Source organism: Streptomyces niveiscabiei (assembly GCF_033794345.1).
Lineage (GTDB): Bacteria > Actinomycetota > Actinomycetes > Streptomycetales > Streptomycetaceae > Streptomyces > Streptomyces niveiscabiei.
This window is the reverse complement of sequence record NZ_JARAYJ010000007.1, coordinates 134,342-159,136: the sequence shown is the minus strand read 5'-3', so window position 1 is coordinate 159,136 and position 24,795 is coordinate 134,342. Positions and strand designations below refer to the sequence as shown.

Here is a 24,795-nt window from a genome sequence, read left to right as displayed (position 1 = left end):
GGTCTCACCGGACGTACTTCGCCGGTTTGGTCGCGATGTTGAGCAGGTACTCCAGGGGGCCGCGCCGGACGAAGCGGGACCACACGCCCGCGAACACGATCGCTGCGAGGACGTACAGGAGCAGCGGTGTCCAGGACTGCTGGGTGGCGTCCCCGCCGGACATGGACAGCGCGGACTGCGCGATGAAGTGGCCGACGTAGGCCGTGAGGGACATGGTGCCCACGGCGATCACCGGCCGGAGCAGGCGGCCCAGTTTCGGGAGGTGTTCGATCAGCGCGGTCGCGCCCACGATCACGAGGATCGCGACGCCCACGCTGCCGACGATGTCGAACGTGGTGCCGCTGTGCGGCCCGGCCGTCAGGAGCGACGAGGCCGACAGCGCCCCGCCGTCCGGGGGCATCGTCCCGGAGCCGCCGGACGACGGGCCGTCCTCGGCCATGCTCCGCAGCGCACCGCTGCCCGCGAGCAGCAGGGACAGGCCGTACGCGACCGCGATCAGGGCGGCGCCGAGCGCGGCCAGGCGCCGCCGGACCGCGGACGCGGACAGGTCGAGGCGGGCCAGCGCCATGCCGGCGACCACGAACGACATCCAGGTGATCGTCGGGTAGAAGCCGGTGAACAGCAGGTCGAGCACGCCGACGCCGCTGAGCCGGTGCAGCGGGTCGTAGGCGTTGACGCTCTGCTGGACCGACTCCGTCAGCACGCCGTTCAGGGCGAACGCCAGCTGCGGGGTGACGACGGCGAGGGTCGCCGCGATGATCGCGAGCGTCCTGGCGCCGAGCCGCACCAAGGGGAGGGCCAGCAGGAAGTAGACGCCGTAGAAGGCGAGGATGATCACTCCGCCGTACTCGATCGCCAGCACGGTGCCGAGGGCGATCAGGACCACGGCGCGGATCGCGATACGGGCCTTGGCCTGCCGGCCCGCGAGCCCGGTCCTGGGCTCCCGGCGGCCGGCGAGCAGCATCAGGGAGAACCCGGCGAGGGTGGCGAACAGGACCGACGAGTGGCCGTCCGCCAGGTAGCGGATCCAGCTCGCCACGCCGTGCGTCGCGGACAGCGGGGGTCCGATGTGCACGATGTACATGCCGAACACGGCCAGCGCGCGGGCCAGATCCACGCCGACGAGACGTGTCGTGGAGGGGCCGGGCGCGCCGGGGGCGGCCGGGGGCGAGTTCTCCTGCGGAGCGGACGGCTTCAGCAGAGGCTGCGAAGAGGACATGGGGAGAATCTCGCGTGGCCGGCCGGGTGCGGACCATCCGACAGTCGTCGGTACCACCCCCGCCGGTCGGCGGGTACCCACCTGCCCACCGACGGGCCGGAGCCCGGCCGCGCGAGGGGGCCCCGGTCAGTCGCCGTCCAGGGGGATGCGCAGGCTCACCCGGTAGCCGCCCTGCGCGGTCGGGCCCGCTTCCAGCGTGCCGTGCAGGATCTCGGCCCGTTCGCGGAGGCCGACCAGGCCCTGGTGGGAGCCGGGCAGGGCCAGGGAGGGGCGTGTGGGCGCGGTGTTGGTGACGGTCACACCGATGTCGTCGCCGTCCTGCCACAGCTCCACGCGGGCCGTCGCACCGGGGGCGTGCTTGCGGACGTTGGTCAGTGCCTCCTGGACCGTGCGGTAGACCGCGCGCTGGGCCGGGCTGCCGACGGCGGGCGGCAGTTCGCCGGTCAGCTGTACGTGGGTGCCGCTCGATTTCACGAGGGTGCGCAGGTCGGCCAGGGTGGGCTGGGGAGTCAGCTCGGTGGTGTGGCCGCCGGAGGCGCGCAGCAGGGTGACCATGGTGCGCAGTTCGTCGAGCGTCGTGACGCTCAGCGAACGGATGGTGCGGGCGGCCTCCTTCGCGTCCGCGTCCTTGCTCGCGACCTGGAGCGCGCCGGCCTGTACGGCGATGAGGCTGACCTGGTGCGAGACCACGTCGTGCATCTCCCGTGCCAGTTGGGCGCGTTCACGGGCGAGGACGGCCTGCGCGTGCAGGGCCCGCTCGTGCTCCCTGGCCTCCTCGATCTCGACCAGCCTGCGCGCCAGGTCCCGGCGAGCCTGGAGGAGCTGGGCGATGAGGACGGGGGCGGCGGCGATCGCCAGGCCGTACACGAAGGTCACCAGCGTCATGGTCCGGCCGACGTCGGTGACGGCCTCCAGGGGCCACGGGGTGCTGTTCGCGACGGCGGTCAGGGCGACGCACACCGCGAGGAGGCGGCGGTTGCGGGACCGCCCGGCCAGCGTGAACAGGGCCACGACCGGGGCGACGGCGACGGGCTGCGTCAACGCGCTGGGCAGGGTGAGCAGGAACACGCCGAGCGGGAACCGGCGCCGGAAGGCCAGCGCGACGCAGCCGAGCGAGGCCAGCCCGATGCCGAGGCGCGTGTCGTCCCACAGGTTCAGCCGCAGGTCCACGGCCGCCGCGGCCACCAGCAGAAGGTCGACGACCGGCGCGGGGACACGCTCCCACAGCGCGCGGGCCCGATTCACCGCGACACCTCCGGCCACGGAGACCCGGCACCGACCCGCCCGCCACCGCCGTACTCCCCGGCGCCGAGCACCACCACCGCCCGCGTCACGCCCGCCCCGCCTCCACCCTGCTCGTCCGGCCCCTGTCGGACCGACCCTAGAGCCCCCGAAACCCCCGGCGACCCGACGCGCGCAAGCTCCCGCCACACGGCGGGGTGGCACCCGCCGGTCGGCGGGCCCCTGCCTGTTACCTGACGGCCTTGAACGACGGCGTCAGTTCCTCCAGCAGCCACGGGATGCCCAGGATCGAGGGGTTGCGCAGTTCGGTGATCGTGGCGGTGTCGACCGGGGTGTAGACGCCGGTCGACTTGACCTTCGTGTACGCCGGGTTCTTCTCGACGGAGCTCCTCACCTGCGGCGAGGTGAAGCCGATCACCGTGAAGTCGGAGGCCAGGCGGCCCGCCTGTTCGGGGCTGAGCAGGCCGGGCTGGGTCTTGGTGGCGGTCCCCTCGGTCCCCTTGAGGGCCGGGGTGACCTGGAGGCCGAGGGATTCGAGGAACTTGACGGCGAAGTCGTCCGGGGAGGCGATCGTGGCGATCTGGGTCGCCGAGTAGGCGAAGGACGCCGAGAACGTCTTGCCCTTGAGCGCGGGATACGTGTCCGCGGTCTTGCGGATCAGCGCCTCGGTGTCGGTGACCGCCTTCGTGGCCGCCGCCTCCTTGCCGAGGGCCTTGCCGATCTGCGTCTGACGGCTCTGCCAGGAGTCGTCGGCGGCCGAGCTGGCCGGGCCGAGGGTGGGCGCTATCTGGTTCAGCCGGGCGTAGTTCTTGCTGATGCCATAGTCGCCGGTGGCGAGGATCAGATCGGGTTTGAGTGCCGCGATCTGCTCGAAGGACACGTCGGGCGACGTGTTGACGAGGGTGGTGTCCGCGCCGAGTTTCCCGGTGAGCCAGGGGCTGATCCCCTTCTCTCCGAAGGGGTCCTTGGCCGCCCCGACCGGGGTGACGCCGACCGCGAGCGCCGCGTCGAGGTCCATCGCGCTGAGGGCGACGACTCTGGTGGGGGCCGCCTTCAGCGACAGGCTGCCCTCGGAGTGCTTGACCTGCACCGGGAACGCCCCGCCGGCCTGGGTGCTCGGGGTGCTCCGGTCACCGTCGCCGTCGCCGTCGTCGGACGAGCCGCAGGCGGCGAGGGTCACGGACAGCGCGGCGACGGCGAGCAGGGCACCGCCCCGGTGCCGTACCGAGCCGGTGCGGGCCGCGCCGGATGCCGGGCGTGTCGTGCGGGCTGTCCCCATGGTTGTTTCCCTCTCCCTGTCCGGTCGTCCGGACGCCGACGCGCGGCTGCCTGTCCCGGACGCGCACCGCACTTTAAGACAGCTCGTCATTAATAGGCAAGGCTTACCTAATATTTCTTCCGCCTCGTCAGCAGCCAGGCCAGGTACGCCCCGCCCGCCAGCCCCGTGGCCAGCCCCGCCGGCACCTCCGCCGACGGCACCGCCCACTGGGCCGCGACGTCCGCGCCCGTCAGCAGCACCGCCCCGGTCAGCGCCGAGGCGCCGAGCCCGGGGCCGGGGGCGCGGGTGAGCAGCCGGGCCACCTGCGGGGCGGCCAGCGCGACGAACGTGATCGGTCCGGCCGCCGCGGTCGCCACACCGATCAGCGCGACGCCGACCACCAGGGCGAGCAGCCGGGTCCGGGCCGGTGAGCCGCCGAGCGCCTGCGCCGTGTCGTCGCCGAGGCCCAGCACCTCCAGCGAGCGGCTCAGGGCCAGCGCGGCGGGCAGCAAGGCCGCGAGGACGGCCGCGACCGGGACGACGTTCTCCCAGCCCCGGCCGTTCAGCGTGCCGGTGAGCCACAGCTGGGCGGTCTCGGCGTCCTGGAGCCTGGCCCGGCTCAGCAGCCAGGCGTTGAAGGAGTACGCCATGGCGGAGACGCCGATGCCGACCACGATCAGGCGGTGTCCGCCGAGGCCGTCGTGCCGGCAGATCAGGTACACGGCGGTCGCGGTGAGCGCGCCGCCCGCGAACGCGGCCAGCGAGGTCTCCAGCGGGCCGCCGCGCCACCACAGCAGGGACAGCAGGGCGCCGGTCGCGGCCCCGTTGCCGAAGCCCACGATGTCGGGGCTGCCGAGCGGATTGCGGGTGACGGTCTGGAAGAGCGCCCCGGAGACCCCGAGGGCGGCGCCGACGAGCAGCCCGGTCACCCCGCGCGGCACCCGCAGTTCGAGGACGATGAAACGGCTGCCGGAGTCACCGCCGCCGGTCAGGACGCGCACCACCTCCGCGAGGGACACCGGATAGTCGCCGGTGGCGCAGCCGGCCGCGAAGGCCAGCGCCGCCAGGAGCAGCAGCCACAGGCACACCGCGAGCCCCCGGGGCCGTACCCGCAGCGAGACCTGTCCGGCGCGCAGGACGCGGACCCCGGGTGCGGACATCCGCGTGCCGCTCATGACCGCCTCCCCCGGCCCCGGCGGGTCAGGGCGACGAGCGCGGGAGCGCCGAGGAACGCGGTGACGATCCCCACCTCCAGTTCGCCGGGGCTCGCGACCACCCGGCCGAGCACGTCCGCCGCGAGCAGGAGCAGCGCGCCGAGCCCGGCGGAGTAGAAGAGGATCCACCGGTGGTCGGGGCCGCTGATCACGCGGGCCAGGTGCGGTACGGCCAGGCCGACGAAGCCGATGGGTCCCACGGCCGCGGTGACCGCGCCGCACAGCAGGGTGACGGCGACGACGCCGAGCGTGCGGGTGAGGCCGACGCGGGCGCCGAGCGCGGTGGCGCCGTCGTCGCCGATGGCCAGAGCGTCCAGGGGCCGGGCCACGGCGGCGGCGATCAGCGCGCCCGCCACGAGGAACGGCGTCACCTGGTACAGGACGGACGCCTCACGGCCGGCGACGGAGCCGATCGTCCAGAACCGGAAGGCGTCGAACACGGCGGGCCTGGCCAGCAGCACCGCGGAGGTCAGCGCGGTGAGCGCGGCGGCGATGGCGGTGCCGGCGAGCACCAGCCGGGTGGGGGTGGCGCCGCCCGGCCCGACGGCGCCGAGCACGTGCACCAGGGCGGCGACCACGGCGGCGCCGGCCAGCGCGAACCACACGTACCCGGTGAAGGTCCGCAGTCCGGCGAAGCCGATGGCCAGCACGACGGCCGCCGAGGCTCCCGCGTTGACGCCGAGGATGCCCGGGTCGGCGAGCGGGTTGCGGGTCAGGGTCTGCATCAGGGCGCCGGCGACGCCCAGGGCGGCTCCAGCGACGAGGCCGAGCCCGGTGCGCGGCAGGCGCAGGGCGCGTACGAGCTGTTCGTCGGTGGTGCCGTGGAAGTCGAAGACCGCGTCGAACACGGTGCCGAGCGGGATCGGCTTGGCGCCGACCGCGACGGATGCCAGCGCCAAAAGCACGATGAGCGCCAGGACGGCCGGTACGCCCAGGACGCGCACCCGGCGGCGGCCTGCCGCCGTGCCGCGCGCGTCCGGTACGGGCGGCGGGGGCGGGTCGTGCGGGTCCGCCGCCCGCTGCCGGGGTCTTGCTCCGACGGTGTCCATACCGCTCCCCTCACCACAGTCCGGCCACCTACTAAGGTATGGCTCACTTGTAAATGACACCATGTCATCAGCCTTGCGGGCCCCGGCGCCGGGGTCCCGGAACGGAGCGCGTCACCGTGTCCCTGCCTCCCCCGTACGACCTGAAGCTCGCCGTCGCGCCCGAGGTCCGTGACGGCCTCGGCCTGCACCACGTACGGGTGTGGAGCGTGCGCTCGGCGAGTCCGCTGCTGGAGCCGGTGCTCGGCGCGGCGCAGGCGGCGGCGCTGCTGGAGAGCCTCCCGCGCGAGGACTCCCTGGCCGGCTACCGGTCGCTGCTCACGGCGCTCGGCCACCCCGGTACGACCCCGGCGGGCGAGCGGCTGCGCGCCTTGGTCGCGGACCGGCCCTGGCAGGGGCACGGCGGTCTCGTCGACGCGGTGACCCTCGCGTCGGTGGCGGCCGGCGGCGGTGTCGGGCTGCACGATCCGGGGGCGCTGCCTGCGGGTTCGGCACTGGTCGTACGGAGGTCACCGGGCGGCGAGCGGATCGTCCCCGCCTTCTCGACACGCTCCCGCCCCGTCCCGGCGGGCGACCTCACCTACGGCGTCGAGGCGAGCGACGGCACGTTCACGCCGATGGCCTGGCTGGGCCGGCGCGACACCGACTCGGCGGCCCACCAGGTCCGCCCCGACAGCCGGGGTGCCCTGGTGGTCGCCCTGGGCCATCCCGGGGACCGGCCAGGGCACACGGAGTCGGTGATCGCCTCGGTGGGACGGGTGCTTGAGGTGCTCGGGCTGCGGGCGGAGATCGGGCCCCTGCCGGGCTGAGCGGGGCACTGGGCGCGTCGCGGGGGTGGGGCGGGCCGAGCGGCGGATTCCGCCCGACGCCGCCCCCGTCACGCAGACCGCGGGGCCCCCGCCCGACGCTCACCGCACCAAAGCGCCCGGGCGCCGACCACTCACCACCGCACGCTCAGCACACCAGGGAGACCGGGCACCGGCCGGCCGCCGCACCGCAAGGACCGCGCCCGGGCCCGCACCCACCCCGCCCTCGCCTCACGCACCGTCCCCGGCCGACCGTCACCGCGCCCCACGCACCATCCCCAGCCAGCCGTCACCGCGCCCCACGCACCATCCCCAGCCAGCCGTCACCGCGCCCCACGCACCATCCCCAGCCAGCCGTCACCGTGCCTCACGGACCGTCCCCGGGCCGGTGCGCGTGTCCGTCGGGGCGGATCCGGACTCGACCGCCGGCGTGCCGGGGATCAGCAGGGCCGCTCACCTCGGCCGGTCCGGGCCCCGCGCCGCGCTCACCCCCTCTCGCGGACAGCCGCCGTGTCGGCGGTCGGGCCGGCTGCCGTGCCGGCCGGGGCGGCGCCGGACACCACTGCCGCCGGGGTCCGGGGGATGAGGAGGGCGGCGCACGCCGTGAGTGCGCCGGCTGTCGCGGAGAGGGCGAAGACCCAGGTGAAGCCGGACTCGGCGGGCAGCCCCGTGGTGCGCCGGGTGGTGGCCACCAGAAGCGCCGCGACCACCGCGCCGGCGGCGGACGCGCCGACGGAGCGTCCGATGGAGTTGATGCTGTTGGCGATGCCGGTCCTGGCCGCCGGCACGGACTGCACGACCAGCGCCGGCATCGCGGCGTAGGCGAGGCTCAGGGAGCCGCCCGCCACCAGCGCGCCGGCGATCACGGCGGCCGTCGAGCCGTGCCACAGCGTGAGCGAGCCGAAGCCGGCGAGTCCCGCGAGGCCCGAGACGGCGAGCACCGCGCGCCCGGAGTACCGCTTGACCAGGATGCCGCCGACGGGAGCCGCGACGAGGCTGACCAGCGCCGCGGGCAGCAGGTACACGGTGGCCGCGGACAGCACGGATGCGGTGAACCCGTACCCCGCCTGGGCGCTGGGCATCTGGACGAAGTCGGAGACGCCGAGGTAGAGGCCGAACATCGCGAAGCCCATGAGGACCGCGGTGACGTTGGTCAGCAGGAAGGTGCGCCGGGTGAGCATCCGGACGTCCACGAGCGGGGCGTCGACCCGGCGCTCCAGCAGGACCCAGCAGGCGAGGGCGACCGGCGCCGCGGCGAAGAGCGTGAGCGTGACCGGGGAGCTCCAGCCCCAGGCCCCGCCCTGGGACAGCGGCAGCAGGACGAGGACGAGGGCGCCGCCGAGCAGCAGCGCGCCGGCCCAGTCGAGGCCGCCGCCGGACCGCCCGGTGTCGGCCGGCACCCAGGCGGCCACGGCGCCGAGCGCGAGGACGCCGACCGCCGAGGCCAGCCAGAACACGTTGCGGTAGTCGGCGCCGTCGGAGGCGAGCAGCCCCGCGGCGACGAGGCCGATGCTGCCGCCTATCGAGAGGGTGGCGCTGATCAGGGCCATCGCCCCGGTGAGCCGCTCCCGGGGCACGGTGTCCCGGGCGACGCTCAGGGCGAGCGGGAAGACGCCGGTGACCGCGCCCTGGAGGACCCGGGCGAGGACGAGCAGCGGCAGGGAGGTCGTGATCGCGGCGAGGACGCTGCCCGCGAGCATCAGCAGCAGGCACAGCAGCATCGCGCCGCGCTTGCCGCGCAGGTCACCGAGGCGGCCGAAGAGCGGGGTGGTCACCGCCGAGGACAGCAGGTTGGCCGTGACGATCCAGCTGAGGGCGCCCGGGCTCGCGCCGGTCTGGTCACCGATGTTCCCGAGGATCGGGACGACGGCGGTCTGCATGGTCGCGGCGAGCATGCCGGCCGCGCACAGCGCGGTCAGCAGCAGGCCGGGGGAACGGGAGGACGTCTCGGGCATGGCAGGCACCTCAAGGCCGTGAACAGGGAAGTGCCGACCCGGATACGGGGGAGGAACCAGGTCGGCACCGCCAGTTTGCAACACCCTGTCATTAATGGGCAAGGGTTACCTTCCCAGCTTTGCCCGATCCTTAATGACAGATTGACACTAATGAGTAAGGTGCGACTTACTTTGACTCGCGCGGCCCCGAGTTCACGCCGCGACGCGTTCGCACCGAGTTCGTTCCAAGGGGGACAGATATGAACGGCACACCCGCAGTCAGAGGCCAGGCGATCGGCTCGCTCCTGCGCCCGGCCTATCTCACCGCCGCCCAGGCCGACTTCCGGGCCGGCCGGTCGACGGCGGCGGACCTCAAGGCCGTCGAGGACCGGGCCGCCCTGGAGGCGCTGCGGCTCCAGGAGGCGGCCGGGCTCGACGTCGTCAACGACGGGGAGATGCGGCGCACCTCGTTCATGGACCACCTGCTGGCCACGGTGCCCGGCGCCCTCGACCACGAGGCCCCGATCGCCGCCGACTCCGAGTCGGGCGGCACCTACGAGGTCGACAACCCGATCGCCGTGGTCGAGCGGATCACCCCGGGACGCAACATCGGGGTCGAGGAGTACGTGTACCTGCGCGGCCGTACCGACCGCCCGGTCAAGATCACCGTACCGAGCCCGCTGATGCTGTACGGCTTCTGGTCGGCCGAGCGCACCGCCGGGGTGTACCCCGACCCGTTCGACCTGTTCGCCGACTGGACCGCGCTGCTGCGCGCCCAGATCGAGGAGCTGGCCGCCCTGGGGTGTACGCGCGTGCAGATCGACGCGCCGGACATGGCGGTCCTCGTGGACGAGGAGCAGCGGCGCGCGCGGGAGGAGCTGGGCATCTCGGTGGAGCGCACGCTGTCGGAAGGGTGCGCGCTGATCGACTCGCTGGCGGCCGTCCCCGGCGTCTCGGTCTCGCTGCACCTGTGCAAGGGCAACTTCCGCGGCATGTGGGCCGCTTCGGGCGGCTACGGGTGGCTCGCCGAGCGGGTCTTCGCCCGGACGCCGCACGTCGACACGTACCTCCTGGAGTACGACGACGAGCGGTCCGGCGACTTCTCGCCGCTGGCCGCGCTCCCCGAGGACAAGCGTGTCGTCCTCGGTCTCGTCTCCACCAAGCGGGACGAGGTGGAGCCGCTGGAGGGCCTGCTGGCCCGGGTCGGCGAGGCGTCCCGGTACGTGGACCGCGAGCGGGTTTCCGTCTCCCCGCAGTGCGGCTTCGCCTCGGTGGCGGCGGGCGCCAACCTCATCAGTGCCGCGACCCAGGCCGCCAAGCTGTACCGGGTGGCGGAGCTGGCGGCGGCCCTGTAGCGGCGGGGCGCGGGGGGCCGGTGCCGGACACCGGCCTCTCGGAGCCGGTGTCACCTTTCCGACCGGGCGCCGACCCCGCAGAGCCCGTGTCACCTTCCCGGCCGGGCGTCCGCCGCCCTGCGCTCACGCCGGGCAGCGCCGCGCGGCGGAGTCCCGCAGCGCGCGGACCACCACCCCGGCGACCTCGGCGAGGCGCGGGACGAGGTAGAAGTGGCCGCCGGGCAGGCGGTGGTGGGTGAAGCGGGCGCGGCTCGCGTCGGACCAGCGGGCCGCCTCGGCGGGGTCGACGGAGGGGTCGTCGTCGCCGGTCAGCGCGGTGATGTCGACGTCGAGCGGGGGCGAGACCGGGGTGGGCCGGTGGGTCTCGGCCATGCGGTAGTCGCCCCGCAGGAGCGGCAGGAACAGCTCGCGCAGCTCCGGGTTGGCGAGCACCTCGTCGTGGGTGCCGCCGTGGCCGCGCACCACGGCGGCGAACTCGTCGTCGGGGAGCCGGTGCACCTGTTCGCGGCGGGGGCGGTGCGGGGCCTGGCGGGCCGACACGAAGAGGTGCGCCACCCGCTCGGACCGGTCCGGGGAGGAGCGCTCCAGCAGGCGGAGCAGTTCGTAGCCGACGGTCGCCCCCATGCTGTGCCCGAAGACCGCGGTGGGCCGGTCCAGGAGCGGGAGGAGTTCCCCGGCGGCGCCTTCGGCCAGGTCGGACAGTGCGGTGGGCGGAGGTTCCGCGGCCCGGCGCTCACGGCCCGGGTACTGCACCACCCACGGTTCGACGTCGGGCGGCAGCGCGGCGGGCCAGTCCCGGAAGAAGCCGGAGGCGCCGCCGGCGTGCGGCAGGAGGATCAGGCGGCTGGCCGCGTCGGCCCGGGCCTGGCGCAGGCAGCGCAGCCAGCGTCCCGGTGCGGCGGGCGGTGCGGGTGGTCCGGTGGAGCTGGCACGTTCCATGAAGTTCCCCCTTGGATGCGGGCCCGCGAGGCCGCCCCGGCCGTACGGACACGCTCGGTTTCCGCTCGCTCAGAACATCCGGATGAACACGGGTCTCGGCAGAACGCGCCGCGGCAGGTGCGGACACGCCTTCGAGTTCGAGCCACCTCGGTGAAAAACTAGCATGGGTACCCTAATTTTTTAATGACCGGCTGTCGCAAACTGGCGCGATCTCGCCGCTCGACCGCCCCTCACCCGCCCCGCCCGAACGCCGGACGCCCCACTGCCACTGCCGTACGGCGCACCTCACCGGCACCTCGGACCCCGTCCGTCGATGGCGTGATTCCGGCGTTGGTTTCCCGCCGCGCGACCGCTTCCGGGCGGCCCCGGTCCACGCGGTGCGGGCGGCCTCGGCGACAATGGCCGTATGCACGAGGCAACTCCCAGCGACCCGAACCGTCCGCACGCGGAACTGAGCGCCCGGCTGCGGGTGCCCAAGATCGGCCGGCCGCCCCAGATCGGGCACGACGCCATCGTCGCGGCGGCGGTCGCCGTGGGGTTCGAGGAGCTCAGCATGAGTGCCGTGGCCCGGCATCTGGGGGTGAAGCACTCCACGCTCTACCGCTACTTCCCGCACAAGGGCGCGCTGCTGGCCGCCGCCGCCGACCACGTGGTGGCCGCCATGGACTGGCCGGCCCCCTGTCCGAGCTGGCGGCCGTACCTGAGGGCGCTGGCCAGGACCACGTTCCGGATGTTCGAGGCCCATCCGGGTCTCGCCCTGCACGTGGCGGCTCTGCGCGGTGGCCTCGTGGAGTACGCCCGCCAGGGCGCCCGGACCGCCGCCGTCCTGGTCGACACCGGTCTCGACCCGGAGTTCGCCGTCCTGGCCCAGGACCTGGTCAACGAGCAGATCCTGCTGTTCTTCCTGGCGGGCCAGCAGGAGGGGCAGCCCGCGACGAACACCGAGGAGACCGCGCAGCTGCGGCGCGTGATGCTGGACGACGTGCGCGACGCGGTGCCAGGACCGGTGGCCGACGCCTTCGAGCGAGTGGTCGGCGGCCGGCCCGAGGACTGGCTGAACCGGAAGATCGAGGTCATTCTCGACGGCATCGCGGCCACGGTCCCGGCGGCCGGGAAAAACCCGCGGGAATAGCGGAATATCCCCTTCCTCTCAGAACCTGGGACATCACCGAGTCCAGGCTTGCGCCGCCGGATTAGGTATGCCTACGCTACCGACGCTCGCCTGTTCGACCGATCAATCACCGCAGGCGTTCTCTTTCCGCCGCTGAGCTTGCGCAATTCACCGGCCCCGCCCCGGCCGACGTATTCAGGCTCCATTTTTCGCTCACCGCCACGGCAGGTGCGGCAGAGCGGCGTCCTGTCCGTCTCGCGGTTCTCCGGCCGTGCCCACGCGGCCGTTCCCCACCCCACCGCCCTCACCGGCGGCACCGCCCGCGCGCCGTCGGCGTGCCGGTCCGTCCGCCTGCCCGAGGACGCCGTCTTCGCACCTGAGTCGCACACGCACGTCCACTCCACACGTACGTCGCGAAAGGTCCAGATCCCGTGTCCACACAGCCCACCCCCCGCACCGTCACGGACCTCGTCGGCGAGCTGACCGCCGACCCCAACGCCCTGCTGAAGGCGTACGCCGCGAACAGCGCCTTCCGCGCGGCCACGGCGGAGGAGCTCACCAACCCGCGCAACCCCTTCCGCCGCCCGGTCCGGCCGGACGACCTGGCCTGGCTGGACTACTCCCCCGTGCTGCCGGACGAGCGCCAGCTCCTGCTCAGCGGCCTCCTCGGCCACCGCATGCTGCGCAACGTCTACGACGCGGAGACGGCCGTCCTGCCGCCGCAGGCCGACCCTGCCGCCGCCGCGGACGGCGCGCACTTCCACTCCGCCGCGAACCGGCTGCTGGGCACCCTGGTGCGGCCGGTCCTGGAGAACCACCTCCTCGGCCATCTCGACGAGGGCCGCGAGGAGTTGCCCGCGCCCACCGCCGACGCGCTGAAGGCCGTGGTCCGGGGATACGCGGAGCGCCGGGCCGCCGAGCCGTACAGCGCGTTCGCGACCGCCGCCGGGCGCAAGGACGCGAACAGCGCGGCCACCTTCCTGCTGATCCAGACCGGCGTGTTCCTGCCCGCCGCGTACACCGCCGTCAGCCGGGGCGCGCTCGCCGAGACCTCGCTCGCGCACCCCGGGCTGCGCGCCGAGCTCCAGGAGATCCGGCGGGGCTGGGTGGAGGCCGCCGAGCTCTACCGCAGCCTGTTCAGCGGCGCCGGGCTGACCTGTTCGCCCGCCGCCTACTGGCAGTTCTCGCTCGGCACCTCGCTGGCGCGCGGCAACCACCTGCTGGGGCTGTCCCTGGCCGGCGACCGGCTGCCCGAACTCCTGGGCGCCATCGCGCACTTCCTGATCGACCAGGCGGCGTGCGCGCCGCACGCGCGCGACACCCTGCGCGGCGCGCTGAACCTGCGCGCCGCCTACTTCGACTCGGTCGCGCCGGTCGGCCCGCAGGACACGGACGCTCTGGTGGACCGGCTCCTGGGGCCGCTGCCCGAGGTGTTCGGCGCGGACCAGGTCACCGCCTTCCACCGGGGGTTCGCCGACGCCGCCCGGTTCGCCGAGCGGTGGAACGCGGACCTCACCGCGCAGTTGGTGTGGGCCGACCGCATCGAGGACTACAAGACCGCCGCCGAGCGCATCCAGCACAAGCTGGTCAGCGAGCGCATCGAGGTCGACCTCGACACGTTCGTGGAGAGCCACGAGGAGACCTCCACCACGCACGTCCACGACGAACACCGCCTGGTCATGATCGAGAGCGGCCAGATGCACTTCTGGAACAACGTGACGCACCGGATCGCGCTCTCCGAGGGCGACAAGCTCCTCATCCCGACCTCCCGGCTGCACGGCTCCGTGGTCCTGTCCGGCACCTGCGTCTACCACCAGCCGATCATCCCCGAGGAAATGTTCCAGGAATTCGTCAGCGCCCCGGCCGACTGACCGGACTCCGACTCAAGGCCCGATTCCCGGAAATTTCTTCACCAGAGCGGAGCCAGGCATCAGCATGCCCGAAAACAGTGGGAAGAAGCGCGAAAAGAATCCGAGAAAAACCTCTCCGGCGGCCGTGACGCTCGGCGAGACCCCCGTATGGGGAGCGGCGAGCGCCGAGCGGTTCTTCGACTCCGTCCTGTCGGGGACCGACCTGTTCCCGTGCACCTTCGCCGTGGCCGCCGCCCGCAAGGGGACGCTGCGCCTCGGCTACGTCGACGGCACGGACCGCCCCGACGACTGGTCGAGCCTGCCGGACCTGCTGCGCCGGTACCTCGACGAGTACCGCTCGCTGGACCGGGAGACCTCCCTCGTCGTGCTCTTCCGGCCCGAGGACGAGCCGGCGTCGATGGACGTCTACCGGGAGCGGTTCTGGTCGGTCCTGCGCTACCTGGTGGCCAAGGACACCCAGCCCTGGCCCGCCGAACTGCCCGCCGACCCCGACGACCTGATGTGGGAGTTCGCCTTCGGCGGCACCCCGATCTTCGTGGTCTGCAACACCCCGGTGCACAGCAGGCGGCGCAGCCGGCACGCGGACCAGTTCATGATCACTTTCCAGCCGCGCTGGGTCTTCGAGGGCCTGGAGGCCGACACCCCGCGCGGCGCCGCCGCCCGCCGCACGATCCGGGCCCGGCTGCGCAAGTACGACGCGGTCGACCCCTCCCCGCACCTCGGCTCCTACGGCGACGAGGACAACCGGGAGTGGCGCCAGTACTTCCTGGACGACGACAACACGCCCTCGGCCCCCGACGAGCGCTGCCCCTTCCACGCGGGCCGCGCCGTCACCCGGGCCGCCCCTGCGCCGGCCCCCGGCTCCTGGAGCGTGGTCGTCAACGAGGCCGGCCGGTACTCGGTGTGGGAGACGGGCCGTGACCTGCCCGCCGGCTGGCGGGCCACCGGCACCACCGGAACCCGGGACGGCTGCCTCGACCACATCGCCGAGGCCGGGCAGGACCCCGCATGACCGCCGCCGACCCCCGCCACGAGCCCTTCCCCCTCACCGACACCCAGCGCGCCTACCTGCTGGGCCGGGGCAACGTCTTCGAACTCGGCAACGTGTCCACGCACGCCTACTTCGAGTTCGAGGGCGACCTCGACACCGACCGGTTCGCGACCGCCTGGCGGCTGCTGGTCGAACGGCACGACATGCTGCGCGCCGTCATCGACCCGCAGACCCTCACCCAGCGGGTGCTGCCGGACCTGCCGCCGTTCGTCCCCGACCTCGTCGACCTGCGCGACGCCGGCCCGGCCGAGCGGGAAGAGGCACTGGCCGGACTGCGCGAGCGGCTCTCCCACGCGGTACGGCCGCCGGACCGCTGGCCGCTGTTCGGGGTGACGGTCGTGCGGCTGCGGCCGGACCTGGTGCGGGTGTTCATCGGCTTCGACGGCCTCGTCTGCGACTTCGCCAGCTGGCACGTGCTGTCCGGCGAGCTGTCGCGGCTCTACGAGGACCCGGATGCGCGGCTGCCCGAACTCACCACCGGTTTCCGGGAGTACGTCCTCGCGGCGGCGGCCGTGGAGGAGGGCGAGGAGTACCGCAAGGCGCAGGCGTACTGGCGGGAGCGGGTCGCCGCGCTGCCGCCCGCGCCGCGCCTGCCGATGGTCGCCGACCTCGCCTCCGTCGCCGTACCCCGGTTCACGCGCCACGAGGCGGTGCTGCCGGCCGACGACTGGGCGGCGCTCAAGGAGCGGGCGGCGCACGCCGGGCTGACCCCGTCCGCGCTGCTGCTCGCCGTGTTCGCGGAGATCCTCGCCGCGTGGAGCGAGCAGGCCCGCTTCACGGTGAACGTGCCCCGGATGAACCGGCTGCCGCTGCACCATCAAGTGGACCGGCTGGTGGGCGAGTTCGCCTCGTTCAGCCTGGTCGAGGTCGACCAGCGGGAAGCGGGCACGACCTTCACCGAGCGGGCCGCGCGCATCCAGCACCGGCTGTGGGAGGACCTCAGCCACCCCGAGGTGAGCGGCGCGTGGATGCTGCGCGAACTCGCCCGGGTGCGCGGCGGGATGGAGCACGCCCGGATGCCGGTGGTGCTCACCTCCACCCTCGCCTGGGCCGACCCCGAGGGCACCGCCCTGGACCGCACGTGGCGTCAGGTGTACGGCGTCTCGCAGACCCCGCAGGTCTGTCTCGACGTCCAGCTCGACGAACGGCAGGGGCGGCTCGTCCACAACTGGGACGTCGTCGACGAGCTGTTCCCGCCGGGCATGCCGGCCGCCATGTACGAGGCGTTCGGCGGGCTGCTGGAGCGGCTGCGGCACGACGAGGCGGCCTGGACGGCCGTCGACCTGGACGTGCTGCCGCCCGCGCAGCGCGCCCGGCGGCGGGCCGTGCGCGGGCGGACCCGCCCGCTGCCCGAGGTCCCGGCGCACGCCGCGTTCGTCGAGCGGGCCCGCCGCGAGCCCGGCGCTCCGGCCGTCGTCACCTCCGGCCGCACGCTGTCGTACGGCGAGCTGCTCGACGCGTCGGCCGGGCTGGGTGCCGCGCTCACCGCGCGCGGCACGGGGCGCGGCGATGTCGTCGCCGTCCTGGTCGACAAGGGGTGGCAACAGGCGGTCGCCGTGTACGGGACGCTGCTGAGCGGCGCCGCGTACCTGCCGCTCGACCCGGCCCAACCACCTTCGCGGATCAGGGAGTTGCTGGCGCGCGCCGGGGTCGGCACGGTCCTGGTCCGGGCCGGCGGCGAGGTGCCGGAGCTGCCGGACGGGGTGACGGCTCTCACCGTCGACGAGGAGCGGCCCACTGCCCCCTGCGAGCTGCTCCAGACGCCGGACGACCTGCTGTACGTCCTGTTCACGTCGGGGTCGACCGGGGTGCCCAAGGGGGTGATGACCGAGCACCGCGGCATGGTCAACGCGCTGCGCGAGACCGTGGAGACGTTCGGCGTCGGCGAGCGGGACGTGGTCCTCGGGCTGACCGCGCTCCACCACGACATGGCCGCCTTCGACCTGCTCGGGGTGCTCGGCGCGGGCGGCACGCTCGTCCTGCCGGACGCGGACGCGGTGCGCGACCCGGACCACTGGACGCGGCTGATGCGCGAGCACGGGGTCACCCTGTGGAACTCGGTGCCCGCGATGCTGGAGATGCTCCTCGACCACCCGGCGGCGCGGGAGGCGCTGGCCGGGCTGCGGCTCGCCTTCAGCGGCGGGGACTGGATACCGCCGGAGACGGCCCGCGCGCTGGCCGAACTCGCCCCGCACACCCGGCTGGTGAGCGTCGGCGGCCCCACCGAGACCACGCTGTGGAACATCTGGCACCCGGTGACCGGAGCCGACCTCGACCGGACGAGCATCCCGTACGGCAGGCCGATCGCGAACACCGTCTACCACCTGCTCGACGAGCGGCTGCGGGAGCGGCCGGACGGGGTGACCGGCGAGATGTACTGCTCGGGGCCCGGTCTCGCGCGCGGCTACTGGCAGGACCCCGAGCGCACGGCGTCCGTGTTCGTCCGCCACCCGGTGACCGGGGAGCGCCTGTACCGCACCGGCGACCTGGGCCGCTATCTGCCCGACGGCACCCTGGAGTTCGCGGGCCGCGCCGACCTCCAGGTGAAGGTGCGCGGGCAGCGCGTCGAGCCGGGTGAGACGGAGGCGGCGCTCGCCGCGCACCCGGACGTGGACCGGGCGGTCGTGACCGGGGTCGCGGTGCCCGGCCGCAAGGGGGTGCGGGCGCTCGCCGCGCACGTACGGCTCAGGGCCGGTGCCGTGGCGGACGCCGAGGGCCTGCGGGGCTTCCTGGCCGCGCGGCTGCCCGGGCACCTGGTCCCGGCGGCGGTCGTCTTCGTGGACGACTTCCCGCTCACCGCGAACGGCAAGGTCGACCGGCCGCTGCTCGCGGCGTCCGTCCCCGAGCCGGGCGGCGCTCCCGTACCGGCGGAGCGCGACGCGGCGGACTCGCCGCTGGAGCGGCTGCTGGCCGAGGAGTGGTCCCGGGTCCTCGGGGTCGACCACGTCGGTCCCGACGAGGACTTCTTCGCCCTCGGCGGCGACTCGCTGCTGGGCGCCCGGCTGCTGACCCGGCTGCGCGGCGTCTTCGAGGGCGAACGCCTCACCGCCCGCGCCCTGTTCGGCACGCTCACCGTCACCGGCATGGCCGCCGCCCTGCGCGCGGAGGAGAGCGCGCCGGGCCGGCTCGACCTGGTGGCACGGCTGTTCACGGACGTGGCGGCCCTGACCGACGACCAGGTGAACGCGGCCCTGGCCGACGGCCGGGACACCACCGTCCCCGTACCTCCGAAGGACAGGTCATGACCCCCGACCCGTACCACGACACCGCCCCGGCGGACCCCGACGAGGCCCGCCGGCGGCTGCTGCGGGCGCTGCTCGCGCAGGAGAGCGCGGCCCCCGCCGAGAGCGCCGAGAGTGCGGCGGAGCGGACCGGCGTGCTGTCGGCCGCGCAGTACCGCATGTGGTTCCACCAGCACGCGCGCCCGGACAGCGCCGCCTACAACCTGGCGGTCGCCGCGCGCCTCGACGGCCCGCTGTCCGCCGAGGCGCTGCGGACGGCGTTCGCCGGGGTCGTCGAGCGGCACGAGATCCTGCGCACGGTCTACCGGACGGGCCCCGACGGCCTGCCGTCCCAGCACGTGCTCCCGGCCGCCGAACCGGTCATCGGCATCGAGGACGTCGAGCACGTCGAGGACGCCGGGAGCGCCGGGGCCGCCGCAGACGCTCACGACGCTGCGGACGCCGAAGGCACCAGGGACGCCACGGGCCTCGGTGACGCGGTGCGCCGGGCCGCCGAGGCCGCTGCCCTTCCCTTCGACCTCGCGGTGGAAACCCCCCTGCGGCTGCGCCTGTACCGTGCGGGGCCCAACCGCCACCTCCTGCTCGTCGTCCTGCACCACATCGCCTGCGACGACCTCAGCTGGGACCCCCTGTTCGGTGACGTGAGCGCCGGGTACCGGAACGCGACCTGTGCCCCGGCGATCCCGCCCGCGCCGCTGCCGCTCCAGTACGGCGAGCACGCGGCGCGGGAGCGTCCCGCGCCGGAGGCCGACCTCGCCTACTGGCGGGAGCGCCTGACCCCGGCCCCGCCGCCGGCCGCGCCGCTGCCGGACCTGCCCCGGCCCGCGACGGCGGGCGAGGCCGGCGCCCGGGTGGCGCACCCGCTCGCGCCGGGTGTCCACGAGCGGCTCACGGCGCTCGCCCGCACCGCCTCGGTGACCCCCTTCATGGCGCTGCTGGCCGGGTATCTGACGCTGCTGCACCGGTACACGGGACAGAGCGACCTCTGTGTCGCCACCCCGGTCGTCCACCGGGAGGCACCCGGCGTACGCGACCTGGTCGGGAACTTCGGCAACAGCGTGGTGCTGCGCGTCGACCTGTCGGGGAACCCGAGCTTCCGGGACCTGCTGGGCCGGGTACGCGCCGAGTGCCTGGCCGCCTACGCGCACCAGGGCGTGCCGTTCGACCGGGTCGTGGAGGCCGTGCGGCCGTACCGGGGGGCCGGGCGCAGTCCGCTGGCCGACACCATGTTCTCCGCGCGCACCGGCCCCCTCGACGGCCTCGACCTGCCCGGTGTCTCGGTCACGGAGGTCGCGGTGCCGGGCGGCACGGCGCGCTTCGACCTCGCCGTCGAGGCCGTCGCGACCGGCGCGGGGACCGAACTGGGCGCCACGTACCGCACCGAGCTGTACACCGAGGCCACGGTGGCCCGGCTCCTGGAGCACCTCGGGCGGCTGCTGGGCGGCGCCGTGGACGCGCCCGACACCCCGGTGGCCGACCTGCCGATGCTCTCCGAGGCGCAGTGGGAGCAGATCGTGCGGGACTGGAACGCCACCGACCGGCCCGACCTGCTGACCCCGGACACCCTGCACGGCCTGTTCGAGGCGCGGGTGCGCAGCGCGCCGGACGACGAGGCCCTCGTCGACGGGGACGACCGGTGGACGTACCGGCGGCTGGACGCGGCGGCCGGCCGGCTGGCCCGGCGGCTGGCGGGCGCCGGCGCGGGTCCCGGCCGGCTCGTCGGGGTGCATCTGGAGCGTTCGGCGGGGCTGGTGGTGGGGATGCTGGCGGCCCTGAAGACGGGTGCGGCGTTCGTCCCGCTGGAGCCGGCCTGGCCGACGCGCCGGATCGAGGAGGTCGTCGCGGACGCGTCCCCGGCCGCCGTGCTGTCCCGGGACGCGGACCGCTGGGGCGACGTCCCGGTGTTCGACCCGGACGAGCCGGAGGGGGGAGCCGGGCCGGAGGAGGACGCGTTCACGTCCGTGCACCGGCCCGGCGGCCTCGCGTACGTCATCTACACCTCGGGGTCCACGGGCCGCCCCAAGGGCGCCATGATCACCCACGCGGGCATCCGCAACCGGCTGCCCTGGCAGTCGGAGCTGCTCGGCCTCGCGCCCGGCGACGGCGTGCTGCACAAGGCGCCGCTCGGCTTCGACATCTCCGTCAACGAGATCTTCCTGCCGCTGAGCTGCGGGGCCCGTCTGGTGCTCGCGCCGCCCGGCGCCGACAAGGACCCGGACGCCCTGATCGCGGTGACGGCGAAGGAGCGGGTGGCCTTCGTGTACGTCACCTCCACCATGCTGGACGCGATGCTGGAGCGCCCCGGCATCGCGGCCGTCGCGCCGGGCCTGCGCCATGTGTGGTGCGGCGGGGAGGTCCTCACCCCGGAGCTGTTCGCCCGGTTCCGTGAGCGGCTGCCGCACAGCACGATGTACCACGGCTACGGGCCGGCCGAGGCGACCATCGGCGTCAGCTGCGAGGTCTACCGGGGGGAGAGCCGGCGCACCGGGGTCACGATCGGCCGCCCGAACCCCAACACCCGGCTGTACGTGCTCGGTCCGGGCCTGCGTCCGGTGCCGCCCGGGGTGCCCGGGGAGATCCACGTCGGCGGCGTCCAGGTGGCCGACGGCTACCTCGGCGACCTGCGGCGCACCGCTGACCGGTTCGTGCCGGACCCGTTCGGTGACGTGCCCGGTGCCCGGCTGTACGCCACCGGGGACCTGGGGCGGCTGCGGCCCGACGGCGTGATCGAGTTCCTGGGGCGCGCCGACCGGCAGATCAAGATCCGGGGCCACCGGGTCGAGCTGGAGGAGGTCGAGTCGGTGCTCGCCCGCCATCCCGAGGTGCGCCAGGCGGTGGTGCTGCTGCGGGAGGACACGCCGGGCACGGGGCATCTGGCCGCGTACTGCCTGGCCCGCTCGGACGCGGCTGCGCCCGCCGAGGACGCGGTGCGCGGCTTCGCCGCCGAGCGGCTGCCCGAGTACGCGGTGCCGCAGTCCGTGCAGGTGCTGCCGGAGCTGCCGCTGATGCCGTCGGGCAAGGTGGACCGGGCGGCGCTGGCCGCGCTGCCGGCCCGGGTCCCGGTCAGCGCGCCCTACCTCGACCCCCGGGACGGCCTGGAGCGTGCCGTGGCCCGGGTGTGGGCCGAGGTGCTGGGCGTGCCGCAGGTCGGCGCCCGCGACAACTTCTTCGACCTGGGCGGCCATTCGCTGCTCACCCTGCGCGTGCAGGCCGCCCTGGAGCGCGAGCTGGGCCGCCGGGTCAGCGTCGTCGACCTGTTCGCCCATCCGACCGTGGCGGACCTGGCCCGGCTCCTCGACGACCGGGAGCGGGCCGCCTCGGCACACGCCCCGGCCGTGGACGAGGCCGCCGCGCGCGTCGAGCGGCGGCGGGCCGTACGCGACCGGGCCGCCGCCCGCAGGACCACGACCGCCACCGGCCCGCAGCAAGGAGCGCCGCGCACATGAGTGATTCCCTCGATCCCGAGTTCAGTGTCGCGGTCGTCGGCCTCGCCGCCCGTTTCCCGGGGGCCGCGACGGCGGAGGCGTTCTGGGCGAACCTGGTGGCCGGCCGGGACAGTCTGACCGTCCTCGACGACGCGGACTACCTCGCCGCCGGCGGGGATCCCGCGCTGCTCGACGATCCGTACCACGTCCGGGTGGTGCGCGAGATCGACGGCGCCGACCGGTTCGACGCCGCGTACTTCGGCTACCGGCCGACCGAGGCCGCGCTCCTGGACCCGCAGCAGCGGGTGTTCCTGGAGGTCGCCCACCACGCCTTCGAGGACAGCGGGTACGTGCCCGCGCGGTGCCCGGGCCCGGTCGGGGTGTACGCGGGGGCGGGGGTGAGCCGCTACTACGCGCAGAACCTGGCGCCCTGGTACGCGGGCGTGCCGGGCTCCCTGGACCAGATGGCGGCGCTGTCCGGGAACTCGCCGGGCACCCTGCCCACCCGCGTCTCCTACCTGCTGGGGCTGACCGGGCCCAGCGTCAGCGTGCAGACGGCCTGCTCGACCTCGCTCGTCGCGGTCCACCTGGCCTGCCAGGACCTGCTGGCCCACCGCTGCGACCTGGCGCTGGCCGGGGGCGTGGCGCTCAACCCGCAGGCGCGTCTTGGCTACCGGTACGTGCAGGACGGGCCGTACTCGCCCGACGGCCGGGTGCGGGCGTTCGACGCGGGCGCCGCCGGGATGAGCGCGGGGGACGGTGCCGGGGCCGTCGTCCTCAAGCGCCTCCCGGACGCGCTGGCCGACGGCGACACGATCCGGGCGGTGATCCGGGGCACCGCCGTCAACAACGACGGCGACCGCAAGGTCGGCTTCAGCGCGCCCAGCGCGGCGGGCCAGACCGAGGTGATCGTGGCCGCGCTGGCGGAGGCCGGCCTGGACGCCCGGAGCATCGGGTACGTCGAGGCGCACGGCACCGGCACCCCGGTCGGCGACCCCGTCGAACTGACGGCGCTGCGCGACGCGTTCGAGCGGGCCGGCGGGCATCCCGGCGGGTGCCTCGTCGGCTCGGTGAAGACCAACGTCGGCCATCTGGACGCCGCCGCCGGGATCGCGGGCCTGATCAAGGCCGTCCTCGCGCTGGAGCACGGGCTGGTCCCGGCGAGCCTGCACCACGACACGCCGAGCCCGCTCTTCGACTGGTCCGGCGCGCCCTTCGTGCCGGCCGCCGAGGCGGGGCCCTGGCGGGTGCCGGGCATCCGGCGGGCCGCCGTCAGCTCCTTCGGCATCGGCGGCACGAACGCGCACGCCGTCCTCGAACAGGCCCCGGCACCCCAGGCGCGGCCAGCCGACGCCGAGCCCGACGCGGCGACCCTGTGGGTGCTGTCCGCGCGCACCCCGGCCGCCCTCGACGCGGTGGCCCACCGCCTCGCCGGCCACCTCGACGCGCACCCGGACCTCGACCCGCAGGACGTCGCCCACACCCTCGCCGCCGGGCGCGCGGCGCACCCGCTGCGCCGGGCCGTCGTCGTACGGGAGCCGGGGCGGGCCGCCGAGGAGCTGCGCACCCCGCCGCGTACCGCGCCGCGTCCGGCGCAGGAGCGGCCGGTGGCGCTGCTGCTGCCGGGCGGGGGTGTCCACTACGACGGCATGGGCGCCGGCCTGTACGCGCGGGAGCCGGTCTTCCGGAACGTCGTCGACGAGTGCGCCCGCATCCTGCGGCCCGTGCTCGGCCACGACCTGCGGACCGCGCTGTACGGCACGGGCGAGCGGCGGGCCGCCGCCGCGCCCGGGGAGCACACCGCCCGTCTCGACGGGGTCTCCACGGGCCTCAGGCCTGCCGCGTTCCCGGCTCTGGTGGCCACCGAGTACGCGCTGGCGCGGCTGCTGGAGAGCCACGGGCTGTCGGCGGTGGCGCTGCTCGGGCACAGCCTCGGCGAGTACACGGCGGCCTGTCTCGCCGGGGTCCTCGACCTGGCGGACGTCCTGCCGCTGGTCGCGGAGCGGGAGCGGCTGTTCGGTGCCGTCGGCGGTGTCGCGCTCAGCGTCCGGCTGTCGCGGGACGCCCTCGCCCCGCTGCTCGGCCCGGACACGGCGATCGCGGCGGTCAACTCGGGCGAGGCGTGCACGGTGTCCGGCACCACGGAGGCGATCGTCGCGCTGGAGAGCCGGCTCGCCGGGGCGGGCGCCGACCACCACCGGCTGCGCGTCCCGTCGGCGGTGCACACCCCGCTGCTGGACCCGGTGCTCGACGAGTACCGGGCGCTGGTCGCCGGGCTGTCGCTGAAGCCGCCGTCCGTGCCGTACGTCTCCAACGTGACCGGCACCTGGATCACCGCCGAGCAGGCCACCGATCCCGGCTACTGGGTCCGGCACAGCCGCGAGACCGTGCGTTTCGCCGACGCGCTGGAGACCCTCGGCGCGGCCGATCCGGCCCCCTTGCTGGTGGAGGCGGGTCCGGGCGGCGGCCTCGGCAAGCTGGCCCGGCAGGTGCTCGGCCCGGACGCGCCCGTGGTGCCGGCGCTGCGGCACGCGTACGCGGAGCAGAGCGACGAGGTGTTCCTGCTGGAGGCGCTCGGCGCGCTGTGGTGCCACGGCGCCGACGCCGCCGCCGGGGCCTGGCGGCTCACCGGGAGCCGTACCCGCCGTCCCCGGCCGGTGCCGCTGCCCGGGTACCCCTTCGAGCGGGCCCGGCACTGGATCGACCCGCCGCCGCGCGGCGAGGCCCCGGCGGGCGGGCCGGTGCCGGCCGCCGACCCGGACCGGGCCGCGCCCGCCGAAGGGACCTCGGCCGGTCGCGTCCCGCGCAGTGACGGGCCGCTCGGGGAGGTCGTCGCGCTGTGGGAACGGGCCCTCGGCGTCCAGGGCATCGCCCCCGACGACAACTTCTTCGACCTGGGCGGCGACTCGCTGCTCCTGATGCGCCTCACCGCCCAGGTCCGGGACCTGCTGGGGGCCGAGCTGTCGGTGCGGCAGCTGTATCTCGCCCAGCGGCTGACCCCGGCCGGTTTCCTCGCCCAGGCCGCCTCGGCGGACTCCCCCTCCTGACACACCGCGCGGTGTGTCCCGAACGAACAGGAACC

At 74.8% G+C, this 24,795-nt stretch carries 15 protein-coding genes; 8 read left to right on the top strand and 7 right to left on the bottom strand.

Annotation, left to right across the window (positions count from 1 at the left end; genetic code table 11):
* Positions 1-4: 4 nt before the first annotated feature.
* The 5 genes from PV682_RS12245 to PV682_RS12225 all read right to left on the bottom strand — a co-directional run bounded on the left by PV682_RS12245 (position 5) and on the right by PV682_RS12225 (position 5,982).
* Positions 5-1,219, bottom strand: coding sequence for a DUF418 domain-containing protein (locus PV682_RS12245; protein ID WP_319727949.1), 1,215 nt, complete (start codon positions 1,217-1,219; stop codon positions 5-7).
* Positions 1,220-1,345: 126 nt separating this feature from the next.
* A complete protein-coding gene (locus tag PV682_RS12240; protein WP_319727947.1) occupies positions 1,346-2,464 on the bottom strand; it encodes a sensor histidine kinase in 1,119 nt (372 codons plus the stop codon).
* A gap of 226 nt (positions 2,465-2,690) precedes the next feature.
* Positions 2,691-3,740, bottom strand: coding sequence for an iron-siderophore ABC transporter substrate-binding protein (locus tag PV682_RS12235; RefSeq protein ID WP_319727937.1), 1,050 nt, complete (start codon positions 3,738-3,740; stop codon positions 2,691-2,693).
* Between the two features lie 107 nt (positions 3,741-3,847).
* Positions 3,848-4,894 carry a FecCD family ABC transporter permease gene (locus PV682_RS12230; RefSeq protein WP_319727927.1) on the bottom strand — a complete coding sequence of 349 codons (1,047 nt, stop codon included), beginning with the start codon at positions 4,892-4,894 and terminating at the stop codon, positions 3,848-3,850.
* Entirely contained in the window at positions 4,891-5,982 is a 1,092-nt protein-coding gene (locus tag PV682_RS12225) for an iron chelate uptake ABC transporter family permease subunit (RefSeq protein ID WP_319727918.1), read from the bottom strand. Before PV682_RS12225 ends, PV682_RS12230 begins: the two co-directional genes overlap by 4 nt.
* Before the next feature lie 116 nt (positions 5,983-6,098).
* On the opposite strand from PV682_RS12225, the gene PV682_RS12220 reads away from it, so the two are divergent.
* On the top strand, positions 6,099-6,788 hold the full coding sequence (locus PV682_RS12220) for a hypothetical protein (RefSeq protein ID WP_319727907.1): 690 nt from the start codon (positions 6,099-6,101) through the stop codon (positions 6,786-6,788).
* A 482-nt stretch (positions 6,789-7,270) separates the two neighbouring features.
* On the opposite strand, the gene PV682_RS12215 is transcribed toward PV682_RS12220, so the two are convergent.
* Positions 7,271-8,740 (bottom strand): MFS transporter, encoded by a 1,470-nt coding sequence (locus PV682_RS12215; protein WP_319727899.1) that lies wholly within the window; start codon positions 8,738-8,740, stop codon positions 7,271-7,273.
* 239 nt (positions 8,741-8,979) lie between these two features.
* Between PV682_RS12215 and PV682_RS12210 the strand changes: the two genes are divergently transcribed.
* Positions 8,980-10,074 (top strand): cobalamin-independent methionine synthase II family protein, encoded by a 1,095-nt coding sequence (locus PV682_RS12210; RefSeq protein ID WP_319727889.1) that lies wholly within the window; start codon positions 8,980-8,982, stop codon positions 10,072-10,074.
* A gap of 123 nt (positions 10,075-10,197) precedes the next feature.
* Here the strand turns inward: PV682_RS12210 and PV682_RS12205 are convergent, their stop codons facing one another.
* On the bottom strand, positions 10,198-11,013 hold the full coding sequence (locus PV682_RS12205; RefSeq protein ID WP_319727881.1) for a thioesterase II family protein: 816 nt from the start codon (positions 11,011-11,013) through the stop codon (positions 10,198-10,200).
* Positions 11,014-11,419: 406 nt separating this feature from the next.
* Here PV682_RS12205 and PV682_RS12200 point away from each other — a divergent pair, with 406 nt between their 5' ends.
* The 6 genes from PV682_RS12200 to PV682_RS12175 all read left to right on the top strand — a co-directional run bounded on the left by PV682_RS12200 (position 11,420) and on the right by PV682_RS12175 (position 24,760).
* Positions 11,420-12,145 carry a TetR/AcrR family transcriptional regulator gene (locus tag PV682_RS12200; protein WP_319727879.1) on the top strand — a complete coding sequence of 242 codons (726 nt, stop codon included), beginning with the start codon at positions 11,420-11,422 and terminating at the stop codon, positions 12,143-12,145.
* A 410-nt stretch (positions 12,146-12,555) separates the two neighbouring features.
* On the top strand, positions 12,556-13,995 hold the full coding sequence (locus PV682_RS12195; protein ID WP_319727877.1) for a cupin domain-containing protein: 1,440 nt from the start codon (positions 12,556-12,558) through the stop codon (positions 13,993-13,995).
* 64 nt (positions 13,996-14,059) lie between these two features.
* Positions 14,060-15,007: a YqcI/YcgG family protein gene (locus PV682_RS12190; RefSeq protein ID WP_319727876.1), complete on the top strand. Its 948-nt coding sequence runs from the start codon at positions 14,060-14,062 to the stop codon at positions 15,005-15,007.
* Positions 15,004-18,291 (top strand): non-ribosomal peptide synthetase, encoded by a 3,288-nt coding sequence (locus PV682_RS12185; RefSeq protein WP_319727874.1) that lies wholly within the window; start codon positions 15,004-15,006, stop codon positions 18,289-18,291. Before PV682_RS12190 ends, PV682_RS12185 begins: the two co-directional genes overlap by 4 nt.
* Positions 18,288-21,734 carry a non-ribosomal peptide synthetase gene (locus PV682_RS12180; protein WP_319727872.1) on the top strand — a complete coding sequence of 1,149 codons (3,447 nt, stop codon included), beginning with the start codon at positions 18,288-18,290 and terminating at the stop codon, positions 21,732-21,734. Before PV682_RS12185 ends, PV682_RS12180 begins: the two co-directional genes overlap by 4 nt.
* A complete protein-coding gene (locus PV682_RS12175) occupies positions 21,731-24,760 on the top strand; it encodes a type I polyketide synthase (protein WP_319727869.1) in 3,030 nt (1,009 codons plus the stop codon). Before PV682_RS12180 ends, PV682_RS12175 begins: the two co-directional genes overlap by 4 nt.
* Positions 24,761-24,795: the final 35 nt, after the last annotated feature.

Excerpts from the sequence above, each read along its gene's own strand:
- PV682_RS12245 (WP_319727949.1), bottom strand. The coding sequence starts at position 1,219 with ATGTCCTCTTCGCAGCCTCTGCTGAAGCCGTCCGCTCCGCAGGAGAAC.
- PV682_RS12235 (WP_319727937.1), bottom strand. The coding sequence starts at position 3,740 with ATGGGGACAGCCCGCACGACACGCCCGGCATCCGGCGCGGCCCGCACC.
- PV682_RS12230 (WP_319727927.1), bottom strand. The coding sequence starts at position 4,894 with ATGAGCGGCACGCGGATGTCCGCACCCGGGGTCCGCGTCCTGCGCGCC.
- PV682_RS12225 (WP_319727918.1), bottom strand. The coding sequence starts at position 5,982 with ATGGACACCGTCGGAGCAAGACCCCGGCAGCGGGCGGCGGACCCGCAC.
- PV682_RS12215 (WP_319727899.1), bottom strand. The coding sequence starts at position 8,740 with ATGCCCGAGACGTCCTCCCGTTCCCCCGGCCTGCTGCTGACCGCGCTG.
- PV682_RS12210 (WP_319727889.1), top strand. The coding sequence starts at position 8,980 with ATGAACGGCACACCCGCAGTCAGAGGCCAGGCGATCGGCTCGCTCCTG.
- PV682_RS12205 (WP_319727881.1), bottom strand. The coding sequence starts at position 11,013 with ATGGAACGTGCCAGCTCCACCGGACCACCCGCACCGCCCGCCGCACCG.
- PV682_RS12200 (WP_319727879.1), top strand. The coding sequence starts at position 11,420 with ATGCACGAGGCAACTCCCAGCGACCCGAACCGTCCGCACGCGGAACTG.
- PV682_RS12190 (WP_319727876.1), top strand. The coding sequence starts at position 14,060 with ATGCCCGAAAACAGTGGGAAGAAGCGCGAAAAGAATCCGAGAAAAACC.
- PV682_RS12185 (WP_319727874.1), top strand. The coding sequence starts at position 15,004 with ATGACCGCCGCCGACCCCCGCCACGAGCCCTTCCCCCTCACCGACACC.
- PV682_RS12180 (WP_319727872.1), top strand. The coding sequence starts at position 18,288 with ATGACCCCCGACCCGTACCACGACACCGCCCCGGCGGACCCCGACGAG.
- PV682_RS12175 (WP_319727869.1), top strand. The coding sequence starts at position 21,731 with ATGAGTGATTCCCTCGATCCCGAGTTCAGTGTCGCGGTCGTCGGCCTC.